The sequence below is a fragment of the Vibrio harveyi NBRC 15634 = ATCC 14126 = KCTC 12724 genome (assembly GCF_001591145.1).
Lineage (GTDB): Bacteria > Pseudomonadota > Gammaproteobacteria > Enterobacterales > Vibrionaceae > Vibrio > Vibrio harveyi.
Window position 1 is genome coordinate 1 of sequence record NZ_BCUF01000063.1, and the last position, 20,300, is coordinate 20,300.

General features: G+C 46.0%; 20 protein-coding genes. 8 read left to right on the top strand and 12 right to left on the bottom strand.

All coding sequences use genetic code 11. The annotated features are described in order from the left end of the window. Window positions 1-158 precede the first annotated feature (158 nt). The 10 genes from lafA to VHA02S_RS26420 form a co-directional block, all read right to left on the bottom strand. Window positions 159-1,010 (bottom strand): lateral flagellin LafA, encoded by an 852-nt coding sequence (gene lafA / locus VHA02S_RS22190; protein WP_005448677.1) that lies wholly within the window; start codon window positions 1,008-1,010, stop codon window positions 159-161. A gap of 332 nt (window positions 1,011-1,342) precedes the next feature. Next, entirely contained in the window at window positions 1,343-2,113 is a 771-nt protein-coding gene (locus VHA02S_RS22195; RefSeq protein WP_038899009.1) for an EAL domain-containing protein, read from the bottom strand. Between the two features lie 19 nt (window positions 2,114-2,132). Then, window positions 2,133-4,223, bottom strand: coding sequence for a flagellar biosynthesis protein FlhA (gene flhA / locus VHA02S_RS22200; RefSeq protein WP_005448679.1), 2,091 nt, complete (start codon window positions 4,221-4,223; stop codon window positions 2,133-2,135). A 31-nt stretch (window positions 4,224-4,254) separates the two neighbouring features. Continuing rightward, window positions 4,255-5,382, bottom strand: coding sequence for a flagellar biosynthesis protein FlhB (gene flhB, locus VHA02S_RS22205; protein WP_005448680.1), 1,128 nt, complete (start codon window positions 5,380-5,382; stop codon window positions 4,255-4,257). Then, complete coding sequence (gene fliR, locus VHA02S_RS22210; protein WP_029790761.1) at window positions 5,379-6,155, bottom strand: flagellar biosynthetic protein FliR; 777 nt, start codon at window positions 6,153-6,155, stop codon at window positions 5,379-5,381. Before fliR ends, flhB begins: the two co-directional genes overlap by 4 nt. Further along, on the bottom strand, window positions 6,155-6,424 hold the full coding sequence (gene fliQ / locus VHA02S_RS22215) for a flagellar biosynthesis protein FliQ (RefSeq protein WP_005448684.1): 270 nt from the start codon (window positions 6,422-6,424) through the stop codon (window positions 6,155-6,157). Before fliQ ends, fliR begins: the two co-directional genes overlap by 1 nt. Before the next feature lie 12 nt (window positions 6,425-6,436). Beyond that, the gene (fliP, locus tag VHA02S_RS22220; RefSeq protein WP_005448685.1) at window positions 6,437-7,204 is read right to left on the bottom strand and encodes a flagellar type III secretion system pore protein FliP; all 768 of its coding nucleotides are present in this window, start codon (window positions 7,202-7,204) and stop codon (window positions 6,437-6,439) included. 18 nt (window positions 7,205-7,222) lie between these two features. Then, window positions 7,223-7,591 carry a flagellar motor switch protein FliN gene (gene fliN, locus VHA02S_RS22225; protein WP_005448686.1) on the bottom strand — a complete coding sequence of 123 codons (369 nt, stop codon included), beginning with the start codon at window positions 7,589-7,591 and terminating at the stop codon, window positions 7,223-7,225. Beyond that, entirely contained in the window at window positions 7,588-8,406 is an 819-nt protein-coding gene (locus tag VHA02S_RS22230; protein WP_017817315.1) for a FliM/FliN family flagellar motor switch protein, read from the bottom strand. The genes fliN and VHA02S_RS22230 overlap by 4 nt, the downstream gene beginning before the upstream one ends. A 389-nt stretch (window positions 8,407-8,795) precedes the next feature. Next, window positions 8,796-8,966, bottom strand: a complete 171-nt coding sequence (locus tag VHA02S_RS26420; RefSeq protein ID WP_226982153.1) for a hypothetical protein — start codon at window positions 8,964-8,966, stop codon at window positions 8,796-8,798. On the opposite strand from VHA02S_RS26420, the gene VHA02S_RS22235 reads away from it, so the two are divergent. Genes VHA02S_RS22235 through fliJ form a run of 8 tightly spaced genes read left to right on the top strand, consistent with a single transcriptional unit; the run spans window position 8,923 to window position 16,802 of the window. Then, window positions 8,923-9,807, top strand: coding sequence for a MotY family protein (locus VHA02S_RS22235; RefSeq protein ID WP_227740467.1), 885 nt, complete (start codon window positions 8,923-8,925; stop codon window positions 9,805-9,807). The two genes, VHA02S_RS26420 and VHA02S_RS22235, sit on opposite strands and share 44 nt — an antisense overlap. Continuing rightward, a complete protein-coding gene (locus VHA02S_RS22240) occupies window positions 9,807-11,138 on the top strand; it encodes a sigma-54-dependent transcriptional regulator (RefSeq protein WP_026138187.1) in 1,332 nt (443 codons plus the stop codon). Before VHA02S_RS22235 ends, VHA02S_RS22240 begins: the two co-directional genes overlap by 1 nt. Window positions 11,139-11,153: 15 nt before the next feature. Next, complete coding sequence (gene fliE, locus VHA02S_RS22245; protein WP_005448690.1) at window positions 11,154-11,510, top strand: flagellar hook-basal body complex protein FliE; 357 nt, start codon at window positions 11,154-11,156, stop codon at window positions 11,508-11,510. 3 nt (window positions 11,511-11,513) lie between these two features. Beyond that, a complete protein-coding gene (gene fliF / locus VHA02S_RS22250; RefSeq protein ID WP_005448691.1) occupies window positions 11,514-13,265 on the top strand; it encodes a flagellar basal-body MS-ring/collar protein FliF in 1,752 nt (583 codons plus the stop codon). Continuing rightward, entirely contained in the window at window positions 13,228-14,247 is a 1,020-nt protein-coding gene (locus VHA02S_RS22255) for a flagellar motor switch protein FliG (RefSeq protein WP_005448694.1), read from the top strand. Before fliF ends, VHA02S_RS22255 begins: the two co-directional genes overlap by 38 nt. A gap of 4 nt (window positions 14,248-14,251) precedes the next feature. Further along, window positions 14,252-15,007: a flagellar assembly protein FliH gene (gene fliH, locus VHA02S_RS22260; protein ID WP_005448696.1), complete on the top strand. Its 756-nt coding sequence runs from the start codon at window positions 14,252-14,254 to the stop codon at window positions 15,005-15,007. Then, window positions 15,000-16,352: a flagellar protein export ATPase FliI gene (fliI, locus tag VHA02S_RS22265; protein WP_038899007.1), complete on the top strand. Its 1,353-nt coding sequence runs from the start codon at window positions 15,000-15,002 to the stop codon at window positions 16,350-16,352. The genes fliH and fliI overlap by 8 nt, the downstream gene beginning before the upstream one ends. Before the next feature lie 9 nt (window positions 16,353-16,361). Further along, on the top strand, window positions 16,362-16,802 hold the full coding sequence (fliJ, locus tag VHA02S_RS22270) for a flagellar export protein FliJ (protein ID WP_005448699.1): 441 nt from the start codon (window positions 16,362-16,364) through the stop codon (window positions 16,800-16,802). Here the strand turns inward: fliJ and VHA02S_RS22275 are convergent. Beyond that, window positions 16,797-19,022, bottom strand: a complete 2,226-nt coding sequence (locus VHA02S_RS22275; RefSeq protein WP_029790767.1) for a sensor domain-containing phosphodiesterase — start codon at window positions 19,020-19,022, stop codon at window positions 16,797-16,799. The two genes, fliJ and VHA02S_RS22275, sit on opposite strands and share 6 nt — an antisense overlap. Before the next feature lie 123 nt (window positions 19,023-19,145). Next, window positions 19,146-20,174 (bottom strand): S1 family peptidase, encoded by a 1,029-nt coding sequence (locus VHA02S_RS22280; protein WP_038899008.1) that lies wholly within the window; start codon window positions 20,172-20,174, stop codon window positions 19,146-19,148. Window positions 20,175-20,300 lie beyond the last annotated feature (126 nt).

Consider the following 20,300-nt stretch of genomic DNA (forward strand, 5'->3'; position numbering starts at 1 on the left):
AATCAATGACAACGCTCTGAATCCTGCATCTTGAAGTCACTTGGGTATAGGTATAAATCAACCCTATGTGAACGAAAAAAGCCTCCCGGATGAATGGGAGGCTTAGAGCTTTCAGACGAACTAAATGTTGTAACTTTTTAGTTAATAGAAGGGGACTATTAACGTAGTAGCGACATTGCCATACCAGGCAGTTGGTTCGTTTGAGAAAGAACCGTTGTACCAGCTTGCATAAGCATTTGGTTCTTAGTCATGCTTGAAGATTCTGCTGCGAAGTCTGCATCCATGATACGGCCTTTCGCTGCAGTAGTGTTCTCAACCATGTTACCAAGGTTAGTCATAGTGTGTTCTAGACGGTTGATGTTCGCACCGAAGTCTGCACGAGAAGAACCAATCTTTTCAACTAGACCAGCAGCGCCACTGATTTTATCAAGAGCTGCTTTCGCTTTAGCTGCGTCACCAACACCGTCAGTGATTGCTGCGTCAGCTAGGATAGTAGTGATTTCACCAATACCAGTACTTGCGTCTACAGATAGTGTTTCAGCTGAAGATGAACCGATTTGGAATGATACTGCGCCTGCACCGAAGCCGCCGCCTTTAAGAAGGTTTTGACCACCGAACTTAGTGTTGTCAACGATGTTGTTAAGTTCTTTAGTTAGCTCTTGGAATTCTTTATCAAGAGATGCGCGGTCAGTAGCACTGTTTGAACCGTTCAACGATTGTGTTGCTAGGTCGTTCATGCGGTACACGATGTTAGTCATTTCGTCCATCGCGCCTTCCGCAGTTTGCATCATTGAGATGCCGTCTTGTGCGTTACGCATTGCTACGTTCATGCCACGAGTTTGTGCTTCTAGTCGGTTAGCAATTTGCAGACCTGCAGCATCGTCAGCCGCTGAGTTAACACGGAAGCCTGTGCTCAAACGCTCCATTGCAGTGTTTAATAGACCATTTGTGTTGTTCAGCGTGTTTTGCGTAACAAGTGAAGCGTAGTTAGTGTGCATAGATAAAGCCATCGTAAGTCTCCTTGGTTTTCAATATCTTTTCAGGCCTCGGGAATTTCCCTGCTCACTAACAAGAGGCGGTTAGTTGGTTTTAATGATTAATTAGAAAGTTAAATATTTTTTCCAAATGGCTCATTTTGATGGTTTTTGGTGATGTCCATTCCAGAAAATCGCTGATTTAGGCCCAGTAGACCGTTAAATCGCCATCGCATCTACAAACTAAGTCCTTCATGTTTATAAACCAAATTAACCTCGCTGAACCCATCGTCTCGACACGACTGGGTATAAAAAAGGGCGAACTCTAAATTTAGAATTCGCCCTTATTGTTCTACGGCATTCTTACTTTATTCGTCATCAAACGATTGAAAAGACAGTGACGTAGGAATATCGCTGAAGTATCCGAAATAGTAACTCGTGCCTAATAAGCGGTAGCGGTTGAGTTCTACTTGGCTTGCGACACGCCCTGCTACCCATGGAAATTGATTGCGACGTAGGAAACGAGCAATAGGCAAAAACGCATGTTGATCTTCTTTGTTTTCTATCGTCACAGATAACTTAATCATGTCTGGCTCGAAATCCACAATATGCTCAAAGTGAATTTGATTTGTCGCGATCTCGAACCAGAGTGCAAATGCGTTTTCTTTGAGCTGCTCAACCAAAGTACCAACGCGTTCGTGTAAGCAGAGCGCTTTATCTGCTTGCAGAGATGGCACGACATGTTGAAATCCTGCATTGTGAAACTGAATCATTTGCTCAAGAAAGTGCGCGCCAGGCTGCCAAAGCAGCGCATCAACATGAATTGGCACGACCACGTTGCTGATCAAATCGGGATGAAACGCTTCCAACTGAAATTGAGTTTGGCGAAGCGCGAGATACAAGCTGTAAAGATCTAAGCAAAACAGCATTTGCTCAGAAAGTTCAAATTGATACACGCTCTGCTCACCACGTGACCCAAAACGTAATGTGAGGTGTTGGTATTCCACCTCTCCTGTTTTCGTCTCACGAATTGCCTGACACGCATGCTGAATGTCATTGTGTTTGAGTGCATCAAACACCAATTTATCGTCTTCCGTGACAATGTGTTCCTCGGCAAGGCAACACAAATAGTCGTACATCGCTTTGTTTGAGATGAGATTATCCAAGGTTACCTACCACGTTGATTTGTTTGTTTTCTGGAATTTCATTGTAAGACAGTACTGCCAACCCTTGGGTAAAGGTGCGGGCATAACGTGCCAGCAATGGTCGCAGTTGAGGCATCACCAGTAAAATTGGTGGCAGACCTTGCTGCTTAAGTTGTTGACGAATCAAGGGTAAATTCTGTTGGAACTGTCCAAGAATGTTTGGTTCGATCGGGAAACTGTCTAGCATGACCGTACCTGCTGCTTGTGCTTGTTGCAGTGATGTCATCAACATCTGTTCGAGTTCGTCAGACAAGGCGTAGACGTTCAACTCGTTTTTCTGACCTGCGACTAAGTTGACCAAGGTGCGTTTGAGTGCGCAACGTACGTCTGCAGCAAGCAAAATTGGATCTTTGGTGTTTTCCGATGATTCCAACATGGTATTGGCGATGGTGCGAATGTCTTTTAGTGGCACTTGGTCAAGCAGAAGCTGACGATAAACCTTAAGTTGCTGGGCTGGTGTTAATGCTGCCGCTAACGCTTCAGCCAGTTTTGGCGCTTGTGCTGTAAGGCGTTGAGTCATGGCTTCTACGTCATCGTGCGTAAACAACTCTGCCAAATTGGTCTTCATGATCTTGCTGATGTGGGTGGCGATTACCGTACCATCGTCAACCACCTGATAACCCATATTCAGGGCTTTGGCTTTGTCTTGATGTTCAATCCAAACGGCTGGCAATTGGTAAGCGGGATCGCTTCCTAAAATACCATCAACTTCGCCATAGGTTTCACCAACAGCAATTGCCATTAAGCGTTCTGGTTCGATAAAGCCTTGTTCAATCACTTCACCATTTAGAGCGATGGTGTATTGATTTGGCTTTAAGCTTAAGTTGTCGCGGATACGGACTTCAGGCAGTAAGAAACCCACTTGTTCAGAGAGGTTGCGACGCACACCACGAATACGCTGTGCCAAAGGTGCACCTTGTTCTCTGTTGACCAAATGCACTAAGCGGTAACCTAGGGCAAGGGACAAAGTGTGAACGTGTGGAATATCATCCCAAGTTAGCGTGGTCTCTTCTTCTTGCATTGCATGAGAAAGCGCTTCTACTTGGTCAATTTGTGGGTCTTGGACGGGCTTTTTACTTTGTCGCCATCCAGCAAATGCCAATACTGCAGCAAAGGTGAAAAATGCCAAATGAGGCATACCTGGTACGATACCAATCACCACCATAATGCCAGCAACGGTGAACAAAGTTGCTGGTGTTGCCAGTAACTGCTTATGCATGGTTTCTGACATGCCATTGTCGCTGTCGTTGATACGAGTAACGATAATAGCAGCGGCAGTAGCAAGTAATAGTGATGGGATTTGTGCAACGAGACCGTCACCAATAGTCAGTAGGGCATAAGTCTTGAAGGCTTCGGAAGCAGGTAATCCGTGCTCGAATACACCAATACTGATACCACCAATGATGTTGATGAATAGGATCAGCAAACCTGCGACAGCATCACCACGAACGAACTTAGATGCACCATCCATTGAGCCGTGGAAATCGGCTTCGTTCGCGACTTCCTTACGACGCAGACGTGCAGTCTCTTGGTCGATCAAACCAGCATTGAGGTCGGCATCGATCGCCATTTGTTTACCTGGTAAGGCATCCAAGGTAAAGCGAGCGGATACTTCAGAAATACGCTCACCACCTTTGGTGATCACGACGAAGTTAATGATCATCAAGATGATGAACACCACCATACCAACGACATAGTTACCACCGATAACCACTTCACCGAAGGCTTGGATAACTTTACCTGCCGCATCTCCACCGTTGTGACCTTCAAGCAATACGATACGCGTTGATGCTACGTTCAGTGTTAAGCGTAATAACGTCGCGACCAACAAAATGGTTGGAAAAACTGAAAAGTCGAGTGGTCGCTTTGCTGTAGTGCTGACCAGCAATACCAGAATCGCTAAAACGATGTTGAAGGTAAACAGCGCATCCAACAGTAATGGTGGTAGAGGCAAAATTACCATTGCCAAAACCATCAGCAAGACAATTGGAATTCCCATATAGCCTTTGGTGGAAGTTTGAAGTTGTTTTAACCGGTTAAACATACTCTCGTGTCCTTGGGTAAACGCGGGTTAATCAGTGTTGCAAATGCTTTGGAATTGAAAAGTGAGGCAAAGGTGTTGGTTCTTTTCCTTCCCCTTTACGAAAGGCTTTCAATTGCAAAACGTAAGTTAGAATGTGAGCCACAGCGATATAGAGCTGGCTTGGGATGGCTTGCTCAATTGCGGTGGTGTGATAAATCGAACGAGTAAGAGGCGGCGAGTTGATGATCTCGACCTTGTTCTCGCGGGCAATACGTTGAATGTGCATTGCGGTCTCATCGACGCCTTTTGCGACCACAAATGGCGCATCAGAAAGTGATGGCTCATATTTCAATGCGACGGCGTAGTGAGTCGGGTTAGTGATCACTACGTCTGCAGTTGGCACCATTTTGTCGATTTTACGACGAGCAAACTGTTGTTGAATTTGTCGAATACGTTGTTTGACTTCAGGGCGACCTTCGTTGTTTTTGAACTCTTCTTTGAGCTCTTGTTTGGTCATTCGTAGTTCCTTGAGGTGTTCCCAACGTTGGTAAGGAATGTCAATAACCCCAAACAGTAATAGAGCAAACCCCATCAGCAGTAGACCTTCGAACAAAATCGACATGATCAGAGAAAAACCTTGGCTCAATGGCAAGTTTTGCATACCAAGTAGCGGCTGCAAATGGTTGTCCAAGTAGCCATAGAGGATGCCGAAGATAACCAAAACCTTGAAGGTCGATTTCAACAGCTCAACGACTGAGCGAGTCGAGAAAATGCGCTTAATACCTGAGATAGGGTTGAGCTTGCTTAGCTTTGGCATCACGTTGGCTGGTCGAAACATCCAGCCACCTAGCACCATGCTACTGCCACAGGTCACAATGATGATCACCGTGAAAAGCGGTAACAGCATCTCAATAATGACAGCCAAACTTTGACCTAGGTGCTCAACTAACTGTTTTGGATTTTCTAAGTCTGCTTTAGTTAAGGTCATGTTGTAGCGGAATACGCCCGAGACGCTTTCCCAAATGCCATTCAGTTGAGAATAAAAGAACAGCGCCACCGCTAAAAATATTACAGCAGTCGTGAACTCTTTTGCGCGAGGAATCTGCCCTTCCTGGCGGGCTTTTTTTACCTTCTGGGGGGAGGCTTTCTCGGTTTTGTCTTGTGACGACTGATCGCTCATGAGCCCCCCAACATAAAGTTGTTCAGAAAACGAATCGTGTCATGCACCAATGCGGTGTAGCGGCTTGGGACGCCGGATACTGAAATCAAAACACTAAATAGACCTAATAACATGGTCATCGGGAAGCCGAGTGCATACACATTAAGTGACGGGGCTGCTCGGTTCATCACACCAAAGCTGATGTTTGCAAGCAGCATGGACACGATAGCCGGTAGCGCTAAAGCAAGTGAAGAGGCAAACATCCACCCAAATATGTTGATAATGCCTTGAAGAGATAGAGCGGTAATACCTGAGCCGACCGGCCAAACGACAAAGCTCTGAATAACAATGTCGATAACCAACAAATGTCCTTCAAGTGCAAGGAACAGCAAAGTAGAAAAAATCAGAAAAATACGTCCAAGAATGGCGACCGAAAGTCCGTTCACTGGGTCATTCATCATCGCCATACCTAAACCCATCTGCAGAGAGATGACTTGACCAAGCATGGTAAAGACATTGAATAGCATATGCAGAATCAACCCAAACATCACGCCCCAGATTGCTTGCTCGAAAGCAAGAAACAGAGACGTCATAGAGAAGAGTTCGACTTCTGGCATGGGGGGCATCAGTGGAGCGGTGATCACCACAATAGAAAGGGCGAGCAAGCTGCGCACCCAAACAGGAATAAGTGCATCTCCGAAAAAAGGCATGGAGATAAACACCGCGCCAACACGGAAAAATGGCCACCAAAGTTGACCAAGAATCATGGACAATTCCGCGAACGAGACCGTCATTAGCCGATCATCCCCGGAATGTTATGGAATAGGTAATCGAACAGCTCCATGATTTTTCGCAGCATCCAGTGACCTGCGAAAATCACCATAAGGAGTGTGACTAATAGACGCGGTAAGAAACTCAGTGTCTGTTCGTTAATCTGTGTTGCGGCTTGAAATACCGCAATACACAAACCAACAATCAAACCAGGTACAACAAGCACTGCCACCATCAAGATGATAAGCCATACTGCGTCAGAGAATAGAGTGACGGTTAATTCTGGTGTCATGATGTTCTCCCATCACCCAAAGCTGGCAGACAAGGTACCAACCGTCATCGCCCAACCATCAACAAGAACAAAAATGACCAGTTTAAAGGGTAGGGAGATGATCAGAGGTGACAACATCATCATACCCATTGCCATTAAGACACTAGCGACCACCAGATCGATGATCAAAAATGGAATAAATAACATGAAGCCAATTTGGAAAGCTGTTTTGAGTTCACTGATCACAAATGCTGGCAGTACAACAGCGAAAGAAATGTCTTCAACATTTTGATCTATTGGCTCATTCGCAATACGTAACATCTGCTCTAATGAGCTTTGGTGCGTCTGCGCTAACATAAAGCTTCTGACTGGCTTTTCAGCCACAGAAAACGCCTGAACCAAAGTAATTTCACCGTTGTCATAGGGCTTAAACGCATTGTCGTAAATGTCAGTCCAAACGGGACGCATAATTAGAATCGTCAGCGTCAAAGCGATACCCACCAACACTCGGTTTGGTGGGCTTTGTTGTAAACCTAAAGCCTGACGCAAAATTGCCAATACGACGATAATACGCGTAAAGCTGGTTGCCATGAGGATAAACGCTGGCAAGAAGCTGAGTGCTGTCATGAGCAACAGAATCTGAAGCTTCACACTGTACTCTTGTTGTGTGTCGCCGTCGGAAACCGATAGGATCGTTAAGCCGTTGTCCGCCGCCATGGTTGGCAGTGCAAACAGTAATAAACCGAACACCACCATCGTCAGCAAAGATCGTCGACGCTGACAAACACTCAGAACATTCATTGCGCAATCCATCCGAACTTATCGACCTACACCGCTAAGTGCGGAGTCGTGTACATCAATAAGGCGAAGTCCATATTTATCGTTAACAACGACGACTTCTGCTTGTCCCATTAGCGACCCGTTAACTTTAACGTCTAGAGGCTCACCGTTGAGTTTATCAAGCTCAATGACGGTACCTTCACCAGCTTTCATCAAGTCACCTAACGGTATCTCTTTGCTCGCGACTTCAAGTGTTACGGTCACTGGAATGCTCTTGAAGAAACTCAAATCGCGCTCGGCAACAGGTTCAGCTTTAAAAGTTGGCTCAGTTTCAAAATCTTCCAACTGAAAATCATCAAAATTTAATTCATCGGCGTCGAATGCTGTGTTCTCTTGCGCTTCGCTCATCGCTGCGATTCCTTATCTGGGTTAAAAATCAAAACAAGCTGACCGTCTTGCTCGGCAACACGACCAGTGAAAAGGGTTTGGGGACCAATACTGATAGGCACGGTATTTAGAAGCTCTATTGGCAAAATATCGTTAGGCTGTAGCCCCACAACGTCACTGAGCGCCATGGTTTTTTTGCTTAGCACGACGTTGAGACGAACGGGGGTGGATTCTAAAGAACGACAAAACGGCTGATACAGATCGGCATCGCTGTGCATTTCCAGCTGCTCAATCAGAGTTTGAATCATCGCACTGTCTAGCTTGAGGTGGATGGTGCCCTGATAGTCTTCAAACGCGATGGAAAGTTCGGCGTGTAAGCCAATTCCGCGTGGCGTCTCATACTCACAAAGTTGCCACATTTCTTGAGGAGCGAGCCAATTGGTGATGATTCGGCTAATCCGTTCTTGTAATCGTAAATCACTAGCGGTTAATGAGGTTGAACTGCGCTCTGTCGTTGCGCCGTAAAAACGGTCTGCTAACTTAATCAGAGTTTGCGAATCACCATGAACATACACCATGCCCTCATCTTGATGTTGGTAAGTGGACGTTTGGTCCTTATCCAACAGCGTTGGCGAGAACCGATGCAGCTCGACAGAAACTAAGCTCGCTTCGACTTTGTTTGAGCTGAGCCAATTTTGCAATTCATTTGTGAGGCTGGAACAGGATTCTGAAATCAAAATTTCGAGCTTTTCACGAATGATATGAATAGGTTTGCCTAATAATTCTACATCTAACAAATTGATGTCGGAAATAGGCTCGTTAACTTTGTTTTCCATCTATATTTTACCGTGCGTTAACAATCTAAACTGCTTCAACTTAATGGCGGCCAGTCTATACATAAAATTTAATGATCCTTTAGTGTCAACTTTGATTATTGTGACTTTAGTTCACATGTTGATTTGTAGGTAACTATATGCACTTTTAATGAAATTTAAAAAGAGTTAGGTTGTGGCTTATAAAATAGTTAATAAAAAATATAACAAGCGGAAGCTAAGATGGTGTTAATTCAACTATTTAAGGTTGAAAGATAATAAAATCATCTAACCTCATGCAATACAAACCATTTTTTGTTGGTCAAATTAAGTTTAAGTAAGAATGAACCCTGCTTTCGTGGGCGTTTGTTGACCAATTTTAATATTTCAGAATAGGGTCTTAATATGATTACCTATGCCAAATTTCCTAATTTGATGGCATATTTAATTAACCATTCTATGTCAGGGCTTTGTAAGATATACCTAGGCAGAAATGGCTTAATAATATTTTCAAGCTTATTTTCTATTGCACTATTAACCTTGTCTAATTCTTCAGTTGCTGGAGAAAAGATCACCATACCCATGGATCTTTCTAATTGGACATATAAAGGAAATAAGTTTGAGTGCAACTTGATGCATTCAAATGTTCCACAGGGGAAGTTTTATTTCCTAGCGGAACCAAATAGCCAAATTTCGTTTATTGCAGATGTTCGAAATAACAACAATAAATGGAATAGCGCGGTGCTAAGTAGTGAGAATGCTCCATGGTCTAATGAGCTTTATACGAAAGATGGGGCGTTGGTTGAGTATAAATTGGCGACGAATCGGTTTAAGTTTAACCATGGTGCAGATGCATTACTGGAGCAAGTTGCTTCAGGTCGTTGGGTGACATTGTCACTTGACGGAAGTAATCCTTCCGCTATTAGCGCTGTAACGTTACCAACTATCCGAATGCAGAGTGCATTGGAGTCCTTCAACCAGTGCCGCGCTCGTTTGCCTAAGCTTTCGTTTTCCCAAGCACGCGATATCAATCTGCCATTTAATTTTGGTCAAAAGCAATTAAGTGTTAAGCAATCAGACACATTGGCCGCCTTATACAGTTATGTGTCTGTCGATGAGCGCGTCACTAAGATTTTGATCGATGGTTACACCGATAATGTAGGCTCTCAGCTTGCAAATTTAAGCGTATCACGTCAACGAGCCCAGCAAGTCGCAGATGCCCTTGTTGCGCTAGGTGCTGAGCGCAGCATGATTGAAATTCGTGCCCATGGTGCTCGCTACCCTATCGCCAGTAATAACACGTCAGCCGGACAAGCCAAAAATCGCCGAGTCACATTAAGACTGGTTCGAGACAATGAACGTGTGATTGCGAAAAATCGCCCAGAAGTAAAACAACCCCAACAAGAGAAGGTAAAGGTTCAATGATGACGAAAACAGATATTTTGTTGGTTGAGCCAAATGAAAACCTTGCTCAACCAGTGTTGGGTGTACTTGAGAATGCAGGATATTCGACAAAACACAGCCGCACTGGTCGTAGCGCACTTTTGCAAGAGCGTGCTTGTATCACCCTGGTGAGTTCTAACTTGCCTGATATGTGTGTGCGTGAGTTTGTGGCATGTCATCAGAAGCAGCGCAATGCTGGTGTTGTGATCGCTGTTGTCGATCAAGAACAGGGCATCTTAGCTGCGGAAACAATGAAGTCAGGCGCGACAGACTACCTACTTCGTCCGTTCGAAACCAACCAATTACTGAACTTACTTAAGCGCGTAGAAGCTTTAGGTAAGCCATTGGCAAACATTGTGGCGGAATCATGGCGTAGCAAACAGGTGCTTCAATTAGCTCATCGCGCAGCGTGCACTAATGCAAGCGTTCTTATTACTGGTGAATCGGGTACGGGTAAAGAAGTGCTTGCTCGCTATGTGCATGAGCAATCTCCAAGAGCGGATGGACCTTTTGTTGCGGTCAACTGCGCGGCTATTCCAGAATCTATGTTGGAAGCGGTGTTGTTTGGTCATGTAAAAGGCGCGTTTACCGGAGCAACAAACTCACAAAGCGGCAAATTCGAAGAAGCCAATGGTGGCACCATTTTGTTGGATGAAATCGGTGAGATGTCGCCAGCAGTGCAAGCGAAACTACTACGCGTACTTCAAGAGCGTGAGGTGGAAAGAGTTGGCAGTCACAAAGCAATTCAACTGGATATCCGAGTGATCGCGGCGACCAACAAAGACTTGCGTGAAGAAGTGCAAAAAGCCACGTTCCGTGAAGACCTTTACTATCGTTTGGATGTGCTGCCATTGCATTGGCCGCCGCTGCGTGAGCGCAAAGAAGACATCTTACCGATCAGCCAATTTTTCATCGAAAAATACCAAGATGGCAGTCGTTGTCATCTGTCCCAAGATGCGATTTCAGCACTGAGCCAATATCACTGGCCAGGCAATATTCGTGAACTCGAAAACGTTATTCAACGCGCTTTAGTCATGCGTCACGGTGATTACATTACCGCCCATGACTTGATGTTGCCGATTGAATTGTTAACACCAGTCCAGTCTGTTGAGCCTGTTTCAAGCTTTGGACATGTCGAAGCGAAGAAGCAAGCTGAGTTTCAATTTGTTCTAGATAAATTACGTCAGTTTGGTGGAAACCGAACCAAAACCGCAAACGCATTGGGTGTCTCTACCCGTGCGTTACGTTACAAGCTCGCGGCAATGCGCGAGCACGGTATTGATCTACAGTCGGCGCTTGGCTCGGCTGCCTAAAAGGGGAAAACAAAGATGGCAAGTCAACCAACCAATGCGGTTTCAGCAGAGCAGCTAATGCTGTCAAAAATGGAGGTGATGCGAACACAAGCTCAACCTCCGGAATTTGTGGTAAGTGCAAACCCACTTGATCAGAAAACCTTGAATACTCCAATTTCTTTTTCACAAGCGATGACGAACGTGCTCGATACGGTCAATCAACATCAGTCAGTCGCAAGCCAGAAAATGACGGCTGTAGAAACTGGGGCAAGTGATGATTTGGTCGGGGCAATGATTGCAAGCCAAAAGGCGAGTCTCTCATTCAATGCTTTGATGCAAGTGCGCAACAAAGTCGTGATGTCATTTGAAGATATTATGAAGATGCCGGTGTAATACATGTCAGAACTATCCACTCAAGTCGCCGGTACTTCTGCAATGCATACTGGCACCACTCAGTCATTCTCTTCAAGCAATGGAATGGATGACGTTACAAACAAAATCAAGCAATTGTGGTCAAGCAGCCAACGCAACCTGGTGTTGTCTGCTGTTTTGGCTGCTATTGTTGCCGCGCTCATTGTGGTCGCGCTTTGGAGTTCTTCTCAGAGCTTCCGTCCTCTATATAGCCAGCAAGAGCGCTTTGATATTGGCGAGATTGTGTCGGTATTAGAAACGGAAGGCATCAGCTACCGTATGCAAGAGCAAAATGGACAAGTGCTGGTTCCTGAAGGTGAGGTTGCACGTATCCGTATGCTTTTGGCTTCAAAAGGGGTAAAAGCGAAGCTGCCAACGGGTCTTGATTCATTAAAAGAAGACAGTTCTCTTGGTACCAGTCAGTTCATGGAAACTGCACGCTACCGTCATGGTTTAGAAGGTGAGTTAGTACGTACTATCATGTCTCTAAACTCAGTCGCAAACGCACGTGTGCACCTTGCTATTCCTCGTCAAACCCTGTTTGTGCGTCAAAATACGGAAAACCCGTCGGCTTCGGTCATGCTAGAGCTTAAACCGGGTGAAGACCTTAAGCCTGAGCAAGTTGAAGCGATCATTAACTTGGTGGTTGGCAGTGTGACGGCAATGAAGCCGGAGTTTGTCTCTGTCGTTGACCAATACGGTCGCCTATTGAGTGCAGACGTTGCTTCTGCTGAAGCTGGCAAAGTGAACGCCAAATACCTTGAATATCAAAAAAACGTTGAGAAACAGATCATTCAACGTGCCGCTGACATGCTGACCCCAATCGTGGGACCAAGTAACTTCCGTGTTCAAGTCGCGGCAGATATGGATTTCAGCCAAGTTGAAGAAACGCAAGAAATCCTAGACAACGCTCCAGTGGTCCGTAATGAGCATACGATTCAAAATAACTCAATTGACCAAATCGCTCTTGGTATCCCTGGTTCATTGAGCAACCAACCGCCAGTCACCGGTGAAACGCCAACGAATGACAGCCAGAACTCAAACGCGCGTTCGGAGATCAACCGTCAATACGCAGTGGGTAGCAGTGTTCGTCGTACTCAATACCAACAAGGTCAGATAGACAAATTAAGTGTTTCGGTCTTGCTGAACTCACAAGCGGCGCCGGATGGTGTGGCTTGGAGCGAAGCCGATAAAACGCAAATTTCGACCATGATCATGGACGCAGTTGGTATCTCAAACGCTCGTGGTGATAGCTTGAGCCTTATGAGCTTCAACTTCACTCCAATCGAGATTGACGCGCCGCCGGCAATGCCTTGGTGGCAAGACCCGACGGTACAGCAGCCTTTGCGTTACGTGATTGGTGGAATGTTGGGTTTGGCGATGATCTTCTTTGTTCTTCGTCCGCTTATCATGCATCTCACAGGTGCAGACAAACCTGCTCCTGAGCTGGAGTTTGCTGAGCCGCAAATCGAACCGGATTACGACAACCTACAAACTCGTGAAGAGCGTGAGCGTGAAGAAGTGCTCAATCGCAAACTATCAGAGAAAGGGATTGCCGTTTCGTCTGGATTGGATGTTAACAGTGACATGTTACCGCCAGCAGGCTCTCCACTTGAGATTCAATTGAAACACCTACAGCTTATTGCCAACGAAGAGCCAGAGCGTGTAGCCGAAATTCTGAAACAATGGGTAAACATCAATGAACACAGCGCCGTTGACGTCAAAACAGACGCTTAGTTATGTAGAACAAACCGCCCTTGTGCTACTGGGGATGGGAGAGGACGCGGCTGCGAAAGTGCTGCAAAACTTTACTCGTGATGAAACCCAGCGTGTGACTCGCGCAATGGCGAAGTTGAATGGCATCAAAAGTGATTCTGCTCGTGGTGTCATCCAAAACTTTTTTGAAGATTTCCGAGAGCACAGCGGCATTCGTGGCGCGTCGAAAGAATACTTGTCCAATACGCTACGTAAAGCGTTAGGTAACGATTTGGCAAAGGGGTTGCTCAACAACCTGTATGGCGATGAAATTCGCAACAACATGCAGCGTTTACAGTGGGTAGAGGCGGAAACGTTGGCACGATTTATCGTCAACGAGCACCCACAGATGCAGGCTATTTTCTTAGCTTATCTACCGGCGGACAGTTCTTCAGCCGTATTGAAGCACCTGCCGCAGGATTACCATGATGAGATCTTGTTCCGCATTGCTCAGTTGCAAGACATCGATCATCAAGTTGCGAACGATTTGCACGAGCTTGTAGAACGTTGCATTGACAAGGTTTCTGCTAGCCAAACCACGCCTTTGTCTGGTGTGAAGCAAGCGGCAGACATCATTAACCGATTTGAAGGTGACCGCGCGTCCTTGATGGAAATGCTCAAACTGCACGACGAGGATGTTGTGAATGAAATCGAAGAGAACATGTTCGACTTCATGGTGCTGGGTCGTCAGCGCGAAGAAACCATGGACGCACTGGTTCAACAGATCCCATTGGAATTGTGGGCTGTGGCATTGAAAGGCTCCGAGATTACTATGCAGCAAGCAATCAAACGTTCTATGCCTCAACGTATGGTTAAAGCGTTAGAAGACGATATGGAACTGCGCGGCGCTGTGGTATTGAGCCGAGTGCAGCGTGCACGTCAGGACATTATGCAGCTAGTTCGTGAGCTCGATGAGTCGGGCGAAATTCAGCTGCTACTTTACGAAGAGCCAACGGTGGAGTAACGCAATGGCAGACAAAGCACCAAATACCATGCGTTTACCCCCAAGTGGTTACCGTTTACATCGCTTTCCACCTTTGGCGCAGCCAGTAAATATTGAAGATGACTTCGCGCTGGAAAATCAAGGTTGGCAAGATACTCAAGCTGATATTCAGCAACAGCTTGAGGCTGGCTTTCAACAGGGTTTACAGCAAGGTCATGATGAAGGTCTACGTCAAGGTATTGAGCAGGGTAAACAACAAGGCTTGCTTGATGGACAAAAAGAAGGCTTTCAAAAAGGGTTTATTTCTGGAGAGCAATCTGGAAAGCAAGGTTTTATGGAAGCGGCGAAACCAGTGAATGAGTTGTTCCACGCTCTGTCTCGTTGGCAGAACGAAAAGGAACAGCAACAACGTCACATGATTTGCGAGTTAGTACAAAAGGTGGCGCAGCAGGTTATTCGTGCTGAGCTGACCTTAATGCCACAGCAAATCTTAGCCTTGGTTGATGAAACGCTATCGGCAATGCCGGGCAAAGCGGAGAGTGTGATTGTGCATTTGAATCCGCAGGATTTAGAGCGTATTAATCAGATCAATGCAGATTTGCCATCAGCTTGGAAGTTGGTAGCAAATGCCGAGTTGCCTGTGGGCGGTTGTCAGCTTGTCACCGAAGATGCCGAAGCTGATGCGAGCTGCGATTCACGCTTGGAAGCTTGTATGGACAACGTAAAGCAGCACCTGCTTGATGAAGTGTCGATTCCGCAGGTTGAAACCGAAGATGAATAGCACCTTAAGCCATGAAGTATTAAGTGAGCGTTTGAGCGATGCATTAGCGTCGCTCGATTCAATTCCCGTTGCGAGAGTGACAGGGCGATTGATCAAAGTAAATGGTTTGATGCTTCAAGCCGTTGGCTGTCGTTTCAAACTGGAACAACGTTGCCTAGTTGAAACCGCAGAAGGGGATATGATCGAAGCGCAAGTGGTTGGCTTTGATCATACCGTCGCCTACTTAATGCCTATTCGCCGTTTAGGTGGCTTATTTGCTGGTGCCAAAGTCATTCCACTGGATGGAGACAGCACGGTACAGCTTAGTTCGCAATGGTTAGGGCGAGTGGTCAACGGATTAGGTGAACCGTTCGATGACGGTGCGCCACTTAAAGGGGGAGATCGTGTTTCACTTGAACCTAAACCGATCAACCCACTTAAACGTCGCCCGGTCGATACGCCTCTGGATGTTGGCGTTCGTGCTATCAATGGTTTATTGACCGTGGGTAAAGGGCAGCGCATTGGCTTGATGGCTGGCAGTGGTGTCGGTAAAAGTGTCTTGATGGGAATGATCACGCAGAACACAGAGGCAGATGTGATTGTCGTGGGTTTGATTGGCGAACGTGGTCGAGAAGTCCGCGAGTTTATTGAACGAAACCTAACACCAGAAGCTCGTCAGAAAGCGGTGATTATCGCCGCACCCGCGGATGAATCGCCACTGATGCGATTGCGCGCTACATTACTTTGTCACCGAGTTGCTGAGTACTTTCGTGACCAAGGTAAAGACGTATTGCTCCTGATGGATTCTTTGACGCGTTATGCGATGGCGCAGCGAGAAATTGCCTTGTCTTTGGGTGAGCCGCCAGCATCACGAGGTTATCCGCCTTCGGTATTCAGCGTTTTGCCTCAGCTTTTAGAACGAGCGGGTAACAGCGAAAACCCGCATGGCAGTCTGACCGCAATCTATACCGTGCTTGCCGAAGGTGATGACCAACAAGACCCTGTGGTTGATTCTGCTCGTGCAATTTTGGATGGGCACGTGGTGTTGTCTCGTCAATTGGCTGAGCAAGGGCATTACCCAGCGATTGATATCAATGCTTCTATTAGCCGTTGTATGAACGCTTGTACTCACGAAGCGCACAGCACGATTGCTAATAACTTCCGTCAGCTTTACTCCAACTATCTGCAAGTTAAAGAGTTATTACCACTGGGTGGCTATCAACCAGGGCAAGATCCTGAGTTGGATCAGTCGGTTTCTATGTATCCGCAATTGCGTGCTTATCTACAGCAGTCTGCAAATGAAGCCGTAGACTACCCAACCAGTTTGACGGCGTTGGCGCAGATGTTCCAGAGTGAGGCGCAATAAGGTTACAGCATGGAGTCCAAACTAAAAGCTGTTGGTAAGCTGCAGCAAATGGAAGAAAAGCAGCGTGATAGAGTGGGGCAGCAGCTCGATGTGATGCGGCAGCGTCACTCTCATCTTGCGATGCAGCTAGAGCAGCTTTCTGAACTCAAAAACCATGCGGGTCAATCCGCCCTTGCAACACCTGTGCTTAATAGCGCGACGCTGATGAACTTAAATCGCGTTGATCACATGCTACAAAAAATGCTTCACCACCACGAACACGAACAAGCCGTGATGCAAGCAGAATGCGCTTCGGTACAAAAACACCTTGAGTACAAACATGCCCGAGTGCAGGGGCTAGAGAAAGTGTTGGAACGTTGGCGCAGTAAACAAAATTATGAGAAAGCCAAGAAAGAGCAGAAATTGATTGAAGACATCATCAATTCCCGCTTAAAACGCAAACCGCTATAAAGTTGCGAACTCTGGCGCTGGTAACTGTTCTTTCTTGTCTTGCTGGTCAAAGAGGTTCGCTAGGTAACGACTCAGCGGCATAGGCTTTGCGACGCCATAACCTTGTGCAAAGTTGATCCCCAAACTGCGTAATATCTCGCTATGTTCTGCGGTTTCTACGAACTCTGCGACGGTTTCTAAGTGCATTTCTTTCGCAACCGTCGCAATGGAACTGACGATCAATCGGTCGGTTTCACTCTTAGTGATTTCACGTACAAATGCCCCTTCAATCTTCAGAATATCTAATGGCAGGCGGCGCAAATAAGCAAAGCTAGCGTAACCAGTACCGAAATCATCAATTGCGACTTTACAGCCGAGTTTGCGTAACAAGCTTAAGGTTTCAATCGCTTGTTGTTCATTGATGAGTGCTGAAGATTCGGTAATCTCAAAGCAAATCTTTTCCAACGGTACATTAAAGCTTTTGGCACTCTCTATAATGCGAGAGGCTAGGTTTTCTGCACTTAGGGTTTTCGCGGTAAGATTGATCGCGCAATGCCCAATGTCATCCCAGTTTTTTACCTTGTCCCCAAGCATTCGAAACGTGTTGATGATCACCCAGTGATCAAGTTTTATCTCTAATCCGAATTGGTTGATCAGAGGAAAAAATGCCGCAGGTGAGAGCACTTTTCCGTTTTGTTCTTTTAGGCGTAACAACACTTCAAAACTGTGCTTAGTTTCTTCGACACCTGAGAGCTTCATATATGGTTGGCAGAACAGTTCAAACTGCTCGCGCTTAAACACCTGTTGGATATGGTTGAGTTTATCGACGCGGTCCATTTCGAACGATTGTGCGTTAATCCAATGAATACTGCGATCGCTTTGAGGTGGTTGATCACACAAAATCGACACCACCTTTTCAATGTCTTGCCCGTGATGAACGACGGTACAAAATATCGTTGGCGAAACAAGAGCAACAGAGGTGCCGCGCCAATAGAATTGAAAGCTCTCTAGATACTCCACGACTTCTTGCAACTCTTCCTCTGCGAGGTCTGAGTAATGAGTAAAACTCAACAACCCTGTAGAGAAAGGTGGGCGGTAGCAGCGATTGATACTGTCGTTGCGAGAATAAAGAAACTCACTCAGTTGCATGATTAATTGCGATTTACCCTCATGACCGAGGTCTGTGAGCATAGAAAGCGTTGGCGTTAGATCAAGGTAGAGCAACAGGGAATGGCGTTGACGACTGATGTCTTCTTTTAACTGGGCGATGTTGGACAAGCCTGAATACGGGTCAATCCGCTCTGAACGAATCTGTCTTTGTGTCATCTCGAACAGCTTCACTGAATAGCCACCGAGTAAATACGCCAAGGTAGTGAGCACGGTAATGATGATCAGCAAACCATAGAACTGTTTGTCACCAATTAAGCCTGCGTTGTAGTGGCTGATACTGTCATTAATGATCAATAAAATGAACGGCGCGCCAACAAACAGTGGGCGAATGAGTCCGTGCTTAGCTAAACCAATCACGACAAGAAGTACGGCAAAGAAGCTCAGCGAGTTGAGCATGAAAGAAGATGAAGAAAGTACCGCAGTAATAAAAATGGCAATACAGCTTACTAGCCATGTTATGTAGCCGCGACAGCGGGAGTTTGAAACTCTTAAACGCTTGTCTAAGGCAAGATACGATTGTGTGTCGGTATCGGTGAGTAAGCTCACCATGACGTACAAAATAGGTGTCACCAACAACTGAGTTAAGTAATTCCCTAGTGTGGCATAGAACAAAAAGTCCGGACTTAGAAATTGGCCATCAACAAAGGTGTTGACCAACATCATCTTGATCGTATTAGCGAACGGAAATAAGCACCCAATGACGACAAAGAATAAAGTGATCCTTTGCTCTGCGGGTTGATAGAGGGCGCGGTTGTTGAGGTAATGAAACAAGCTAGAAAATGCGAAAGGCAACAATGGAACAGTGAAAGCGTAAAGCAACGCATGTTCGAGTGTTCTTCCGGTCCAAAAATAATAAGCGAATAACCCGAGTATTACTGCAGGCAATGCGCGCCATTGATAACGAAGAAAACTCACAATCATGACGGAGCTGACGGCAGAAATTAGCTGAAAGGAATCTTGCTCAATAACAAACATCTGCGACAGCGCAAAACCAGCAAACACGGACAATATGACGCCAAGAGTCAGAAACAGCATCGCTGAAATACGGCGACTCGATGCAGCATTATTCATGGACTTGATCTGAAAGTAGTTGGGTAGCCGATAATAACAGGATTATCGGCTTAAGATGTACTGGAAAATGATAAGTTTTAGAGTTTTTATTCTAAAAATTGTAAGTAAGGTTTAAGGCACGTGCTACAAGGGCTGACGGCGTCTGACCCAAGCGAATAAACTGCCAAGAGTGAACAGTCCGAAACCAAGTGAACCGCCACTGCTTTCACCACTGTTATTATTGCCAAAATCATTGCTGGTGGTGTCTTCCGGATCGAACCCTGAATCCCCTTCGCTATGGTAATCCTCGCTTGCAGCCAGAGTGGCATTGTAGACCGTTTTTATTCCGGAACTGGTTTGCGCCTCGACCCAAGAAGTGTAATTGAGTACTTCTGTAAATACGCTTGGAATAGCGGGAGACTCGCAAACCGAAGATCCGTAGCTCACTATGCCGATCTGTTGATAATCCCCGTTGGTGTCTTGATAGGTCAAAGGACCACCAGAGTCTCCTGCACATATCCCAGTGTAAGTTCGGTTAGGGAAGCCATTGGCGCACAAGCTTTCTTGTGAGTTAAAGCCTGAAACAAGTGAGGCACACTGTAAATCTGTTAAGGGTTGGATTTCTGCCCAGCGTAGATAGTTAGGACCTGATGTATCGTTCGTTGAGGTTTGTCCAAGCCCAAAGATTTGATATACCGTCTGCTCACTGTAGTCGCCAAAGTCCTGTGGTAGTGTGATGGATTGGACGTTGTCGGTAATTGGACGCGTGAGCTCCAAGACAGCAATATCGTTAATCCAAAGGTCATCTGGATCGTAGTTTGGATGAATGGTGATAGCTCGCACGTCTTTAAATTCTTCCACAAACACATCGTTCATGGTTGGGTTTTTCACCAACACGCGAAGATCGTTGATTGTCCATCCGCCAGTGAAGACACTCGGTTCGACACAGTGTGCTGCGGTCATGATGTACCTGTCATTAACGATGGTACCACCGCAAATGTTGGCAAACTGACTGGAACCCGTACGGTGTAAAATGACGCGTGCAAAGAAAGGGAGTTGGTTGGCTGTAGCTTGTTGTCCGCCAATAATAAAAGGTTTCACGTCAGGTGAACTGACTTCACCCATCGTTTCGGCTGAGCTAGAAAGTGGGGCAATGAGAACAACGCCACTCATAAAGAAATGATACAACCTCATAAAGCCATCCTTGGATTTCAAAAGCACTCTTTTTACTTTATACCAATTCCGGCATTAATCTATTCACTCGTGATGCAAATAAATCCACGTTATACCCAAGTAACG

What these genes read in the sequence shown, in the direction of transcription:
- lafA (WP_005448677.1), bottom strand. Translation starts at nt 1,010, where the DNA reads ATGGCTTTATCTATGCACACTAACTACGCTTCACTTGTTACGCAAAAC.
- VHA02S_RS22195 (WP_038899009.1), bottom strand. Translation starts at nt 2,113, where the DNA reads ATGTACGACTATTTGTGTTGCCTTGCCGAGGAACACATTGTCACGGAA.
- flhA (WP_005448679.1), bottom strand. Translation starts at nt 4,223, where the DNA reads ATGTTTAACCGGTTAAAACAACTTCAAACTTCCACCAAAGGCTATATG.
- flhB (WP_005448680.1), bottom strand. Translation starts at nt 5,382, where the DNA reads ATGAGCGATCAGTCGTCACAAGACAAAACCGAGAAAGCCTCCCCCCAG.
- fliR (WP_029790761.1), bottom strand. Translation starts at nt 6,155, where the DNA reads ATGACGGTCTCGTTCGCGGAATTGTCCATGATTCTTGGTCAACTTTGG.
- fliQ (WP_005448684.1), bottom strand. Translation starts at nt 6,424, where the DNA reads ATGACACCAGAATTAACCGTCACTCTATTCTCTGACGCAGTATGGCTT.
- fliP (WP_005448685.1), bottom strand. Translation starts at nt 7,204, where the DNA reads ATGAATGTTCTGAGTGTTTGTCAGCGTCGACGATCTTTGCTGACGATG.
- fliN (WP_005448686.1), bottom strand. Translation starts at nt 7,591, where the DNA reads ATGAGCGAAGCGCAAGAGAACACAGCATTCGACGCCGATGAATTAAAT.
- VHA02S_RS22230 (WP_017817315.1), bottom strand. Translation starts at nt 8,406, where the DNA reads ATGGAAAACAAAGTTAACGAGCCTATTTCCGACATCAATTTGTTAGAT.
- VHA02S_RS26420 (WP_226982153.1), bottom strand. Translation starts at nt 8,966, where the DNA reads ATGGGTATGGTGATCTTTTCTCCAGCAACTGAAGAATTAGACAAGGTT.
- VHA02S_RS22240 (WP_026138187.1), top strand. Translation starts at nt 9,807, where the DNA reads ATGACGAAAACAGATATTTTGTTGGTTGAGCCAAATGAAAACCTTGCT.
- fliE (WP_005448690.1), top strand. Translation starts at nt 11,154, where the DNA reads ATGGCAAGTCAACCAACCAATGCGGTTTCAGCAGAGCAGCTAATGCTG.
- fliF (WP_005448691.1), top strand. Translation starts at nt 11,514, where the DNA reads ATGTCAGAACTATCCACTCAAGTCGCCGGTACTTCTGCAATGCATACT.
- VHA02S_RS22255 (WP_005448694.1), top strand. Translation starts at nt 13,228, where the DNA reads ATGAACACAGCGCCGTTGACGTCAAAACAGACGCTTAGTTATGTAGAA.
- fliH (WP_005448696.1), top strand. Translation starts at nt 14,252, where the DNA reads ATGGCAGACAAAGCACCAAATACCATGCGTTTACCCCCAAGTGGTTAC.
- fliI (WP_038899007.1), top strand. Translation starts at nt 15,000, where the DNA reads ATGAATAGCACCTTAAGCCATGAAGTATTAAGTGAGCGTTTGAGCGAT.
- fliJ (WP_005448699.1), top strand. Translation starts at nt 16,362, where the DNA reads ATGGAGTCCAAACTAAAAGCTGTTGGTAAGCTGCAGCAAATGGAAGAA.
- VHA02S_RS22275 (WP_029790767.1), bottom strand. Translation starts at nt 19,022, where the DNA reads ATGAATAATGCTGCATCGAGTCGCCGTATTTCAGCGATGCTGTTTCTG.
- VHA02S_RS22280 (WP_038899008.1), bottom strand. Translation starts at nt 20,174, where the DNA reads ATGAGTGGCGTTGTTCTCATTGCCCCACTTTCTAGCTCAGCCGAAACG.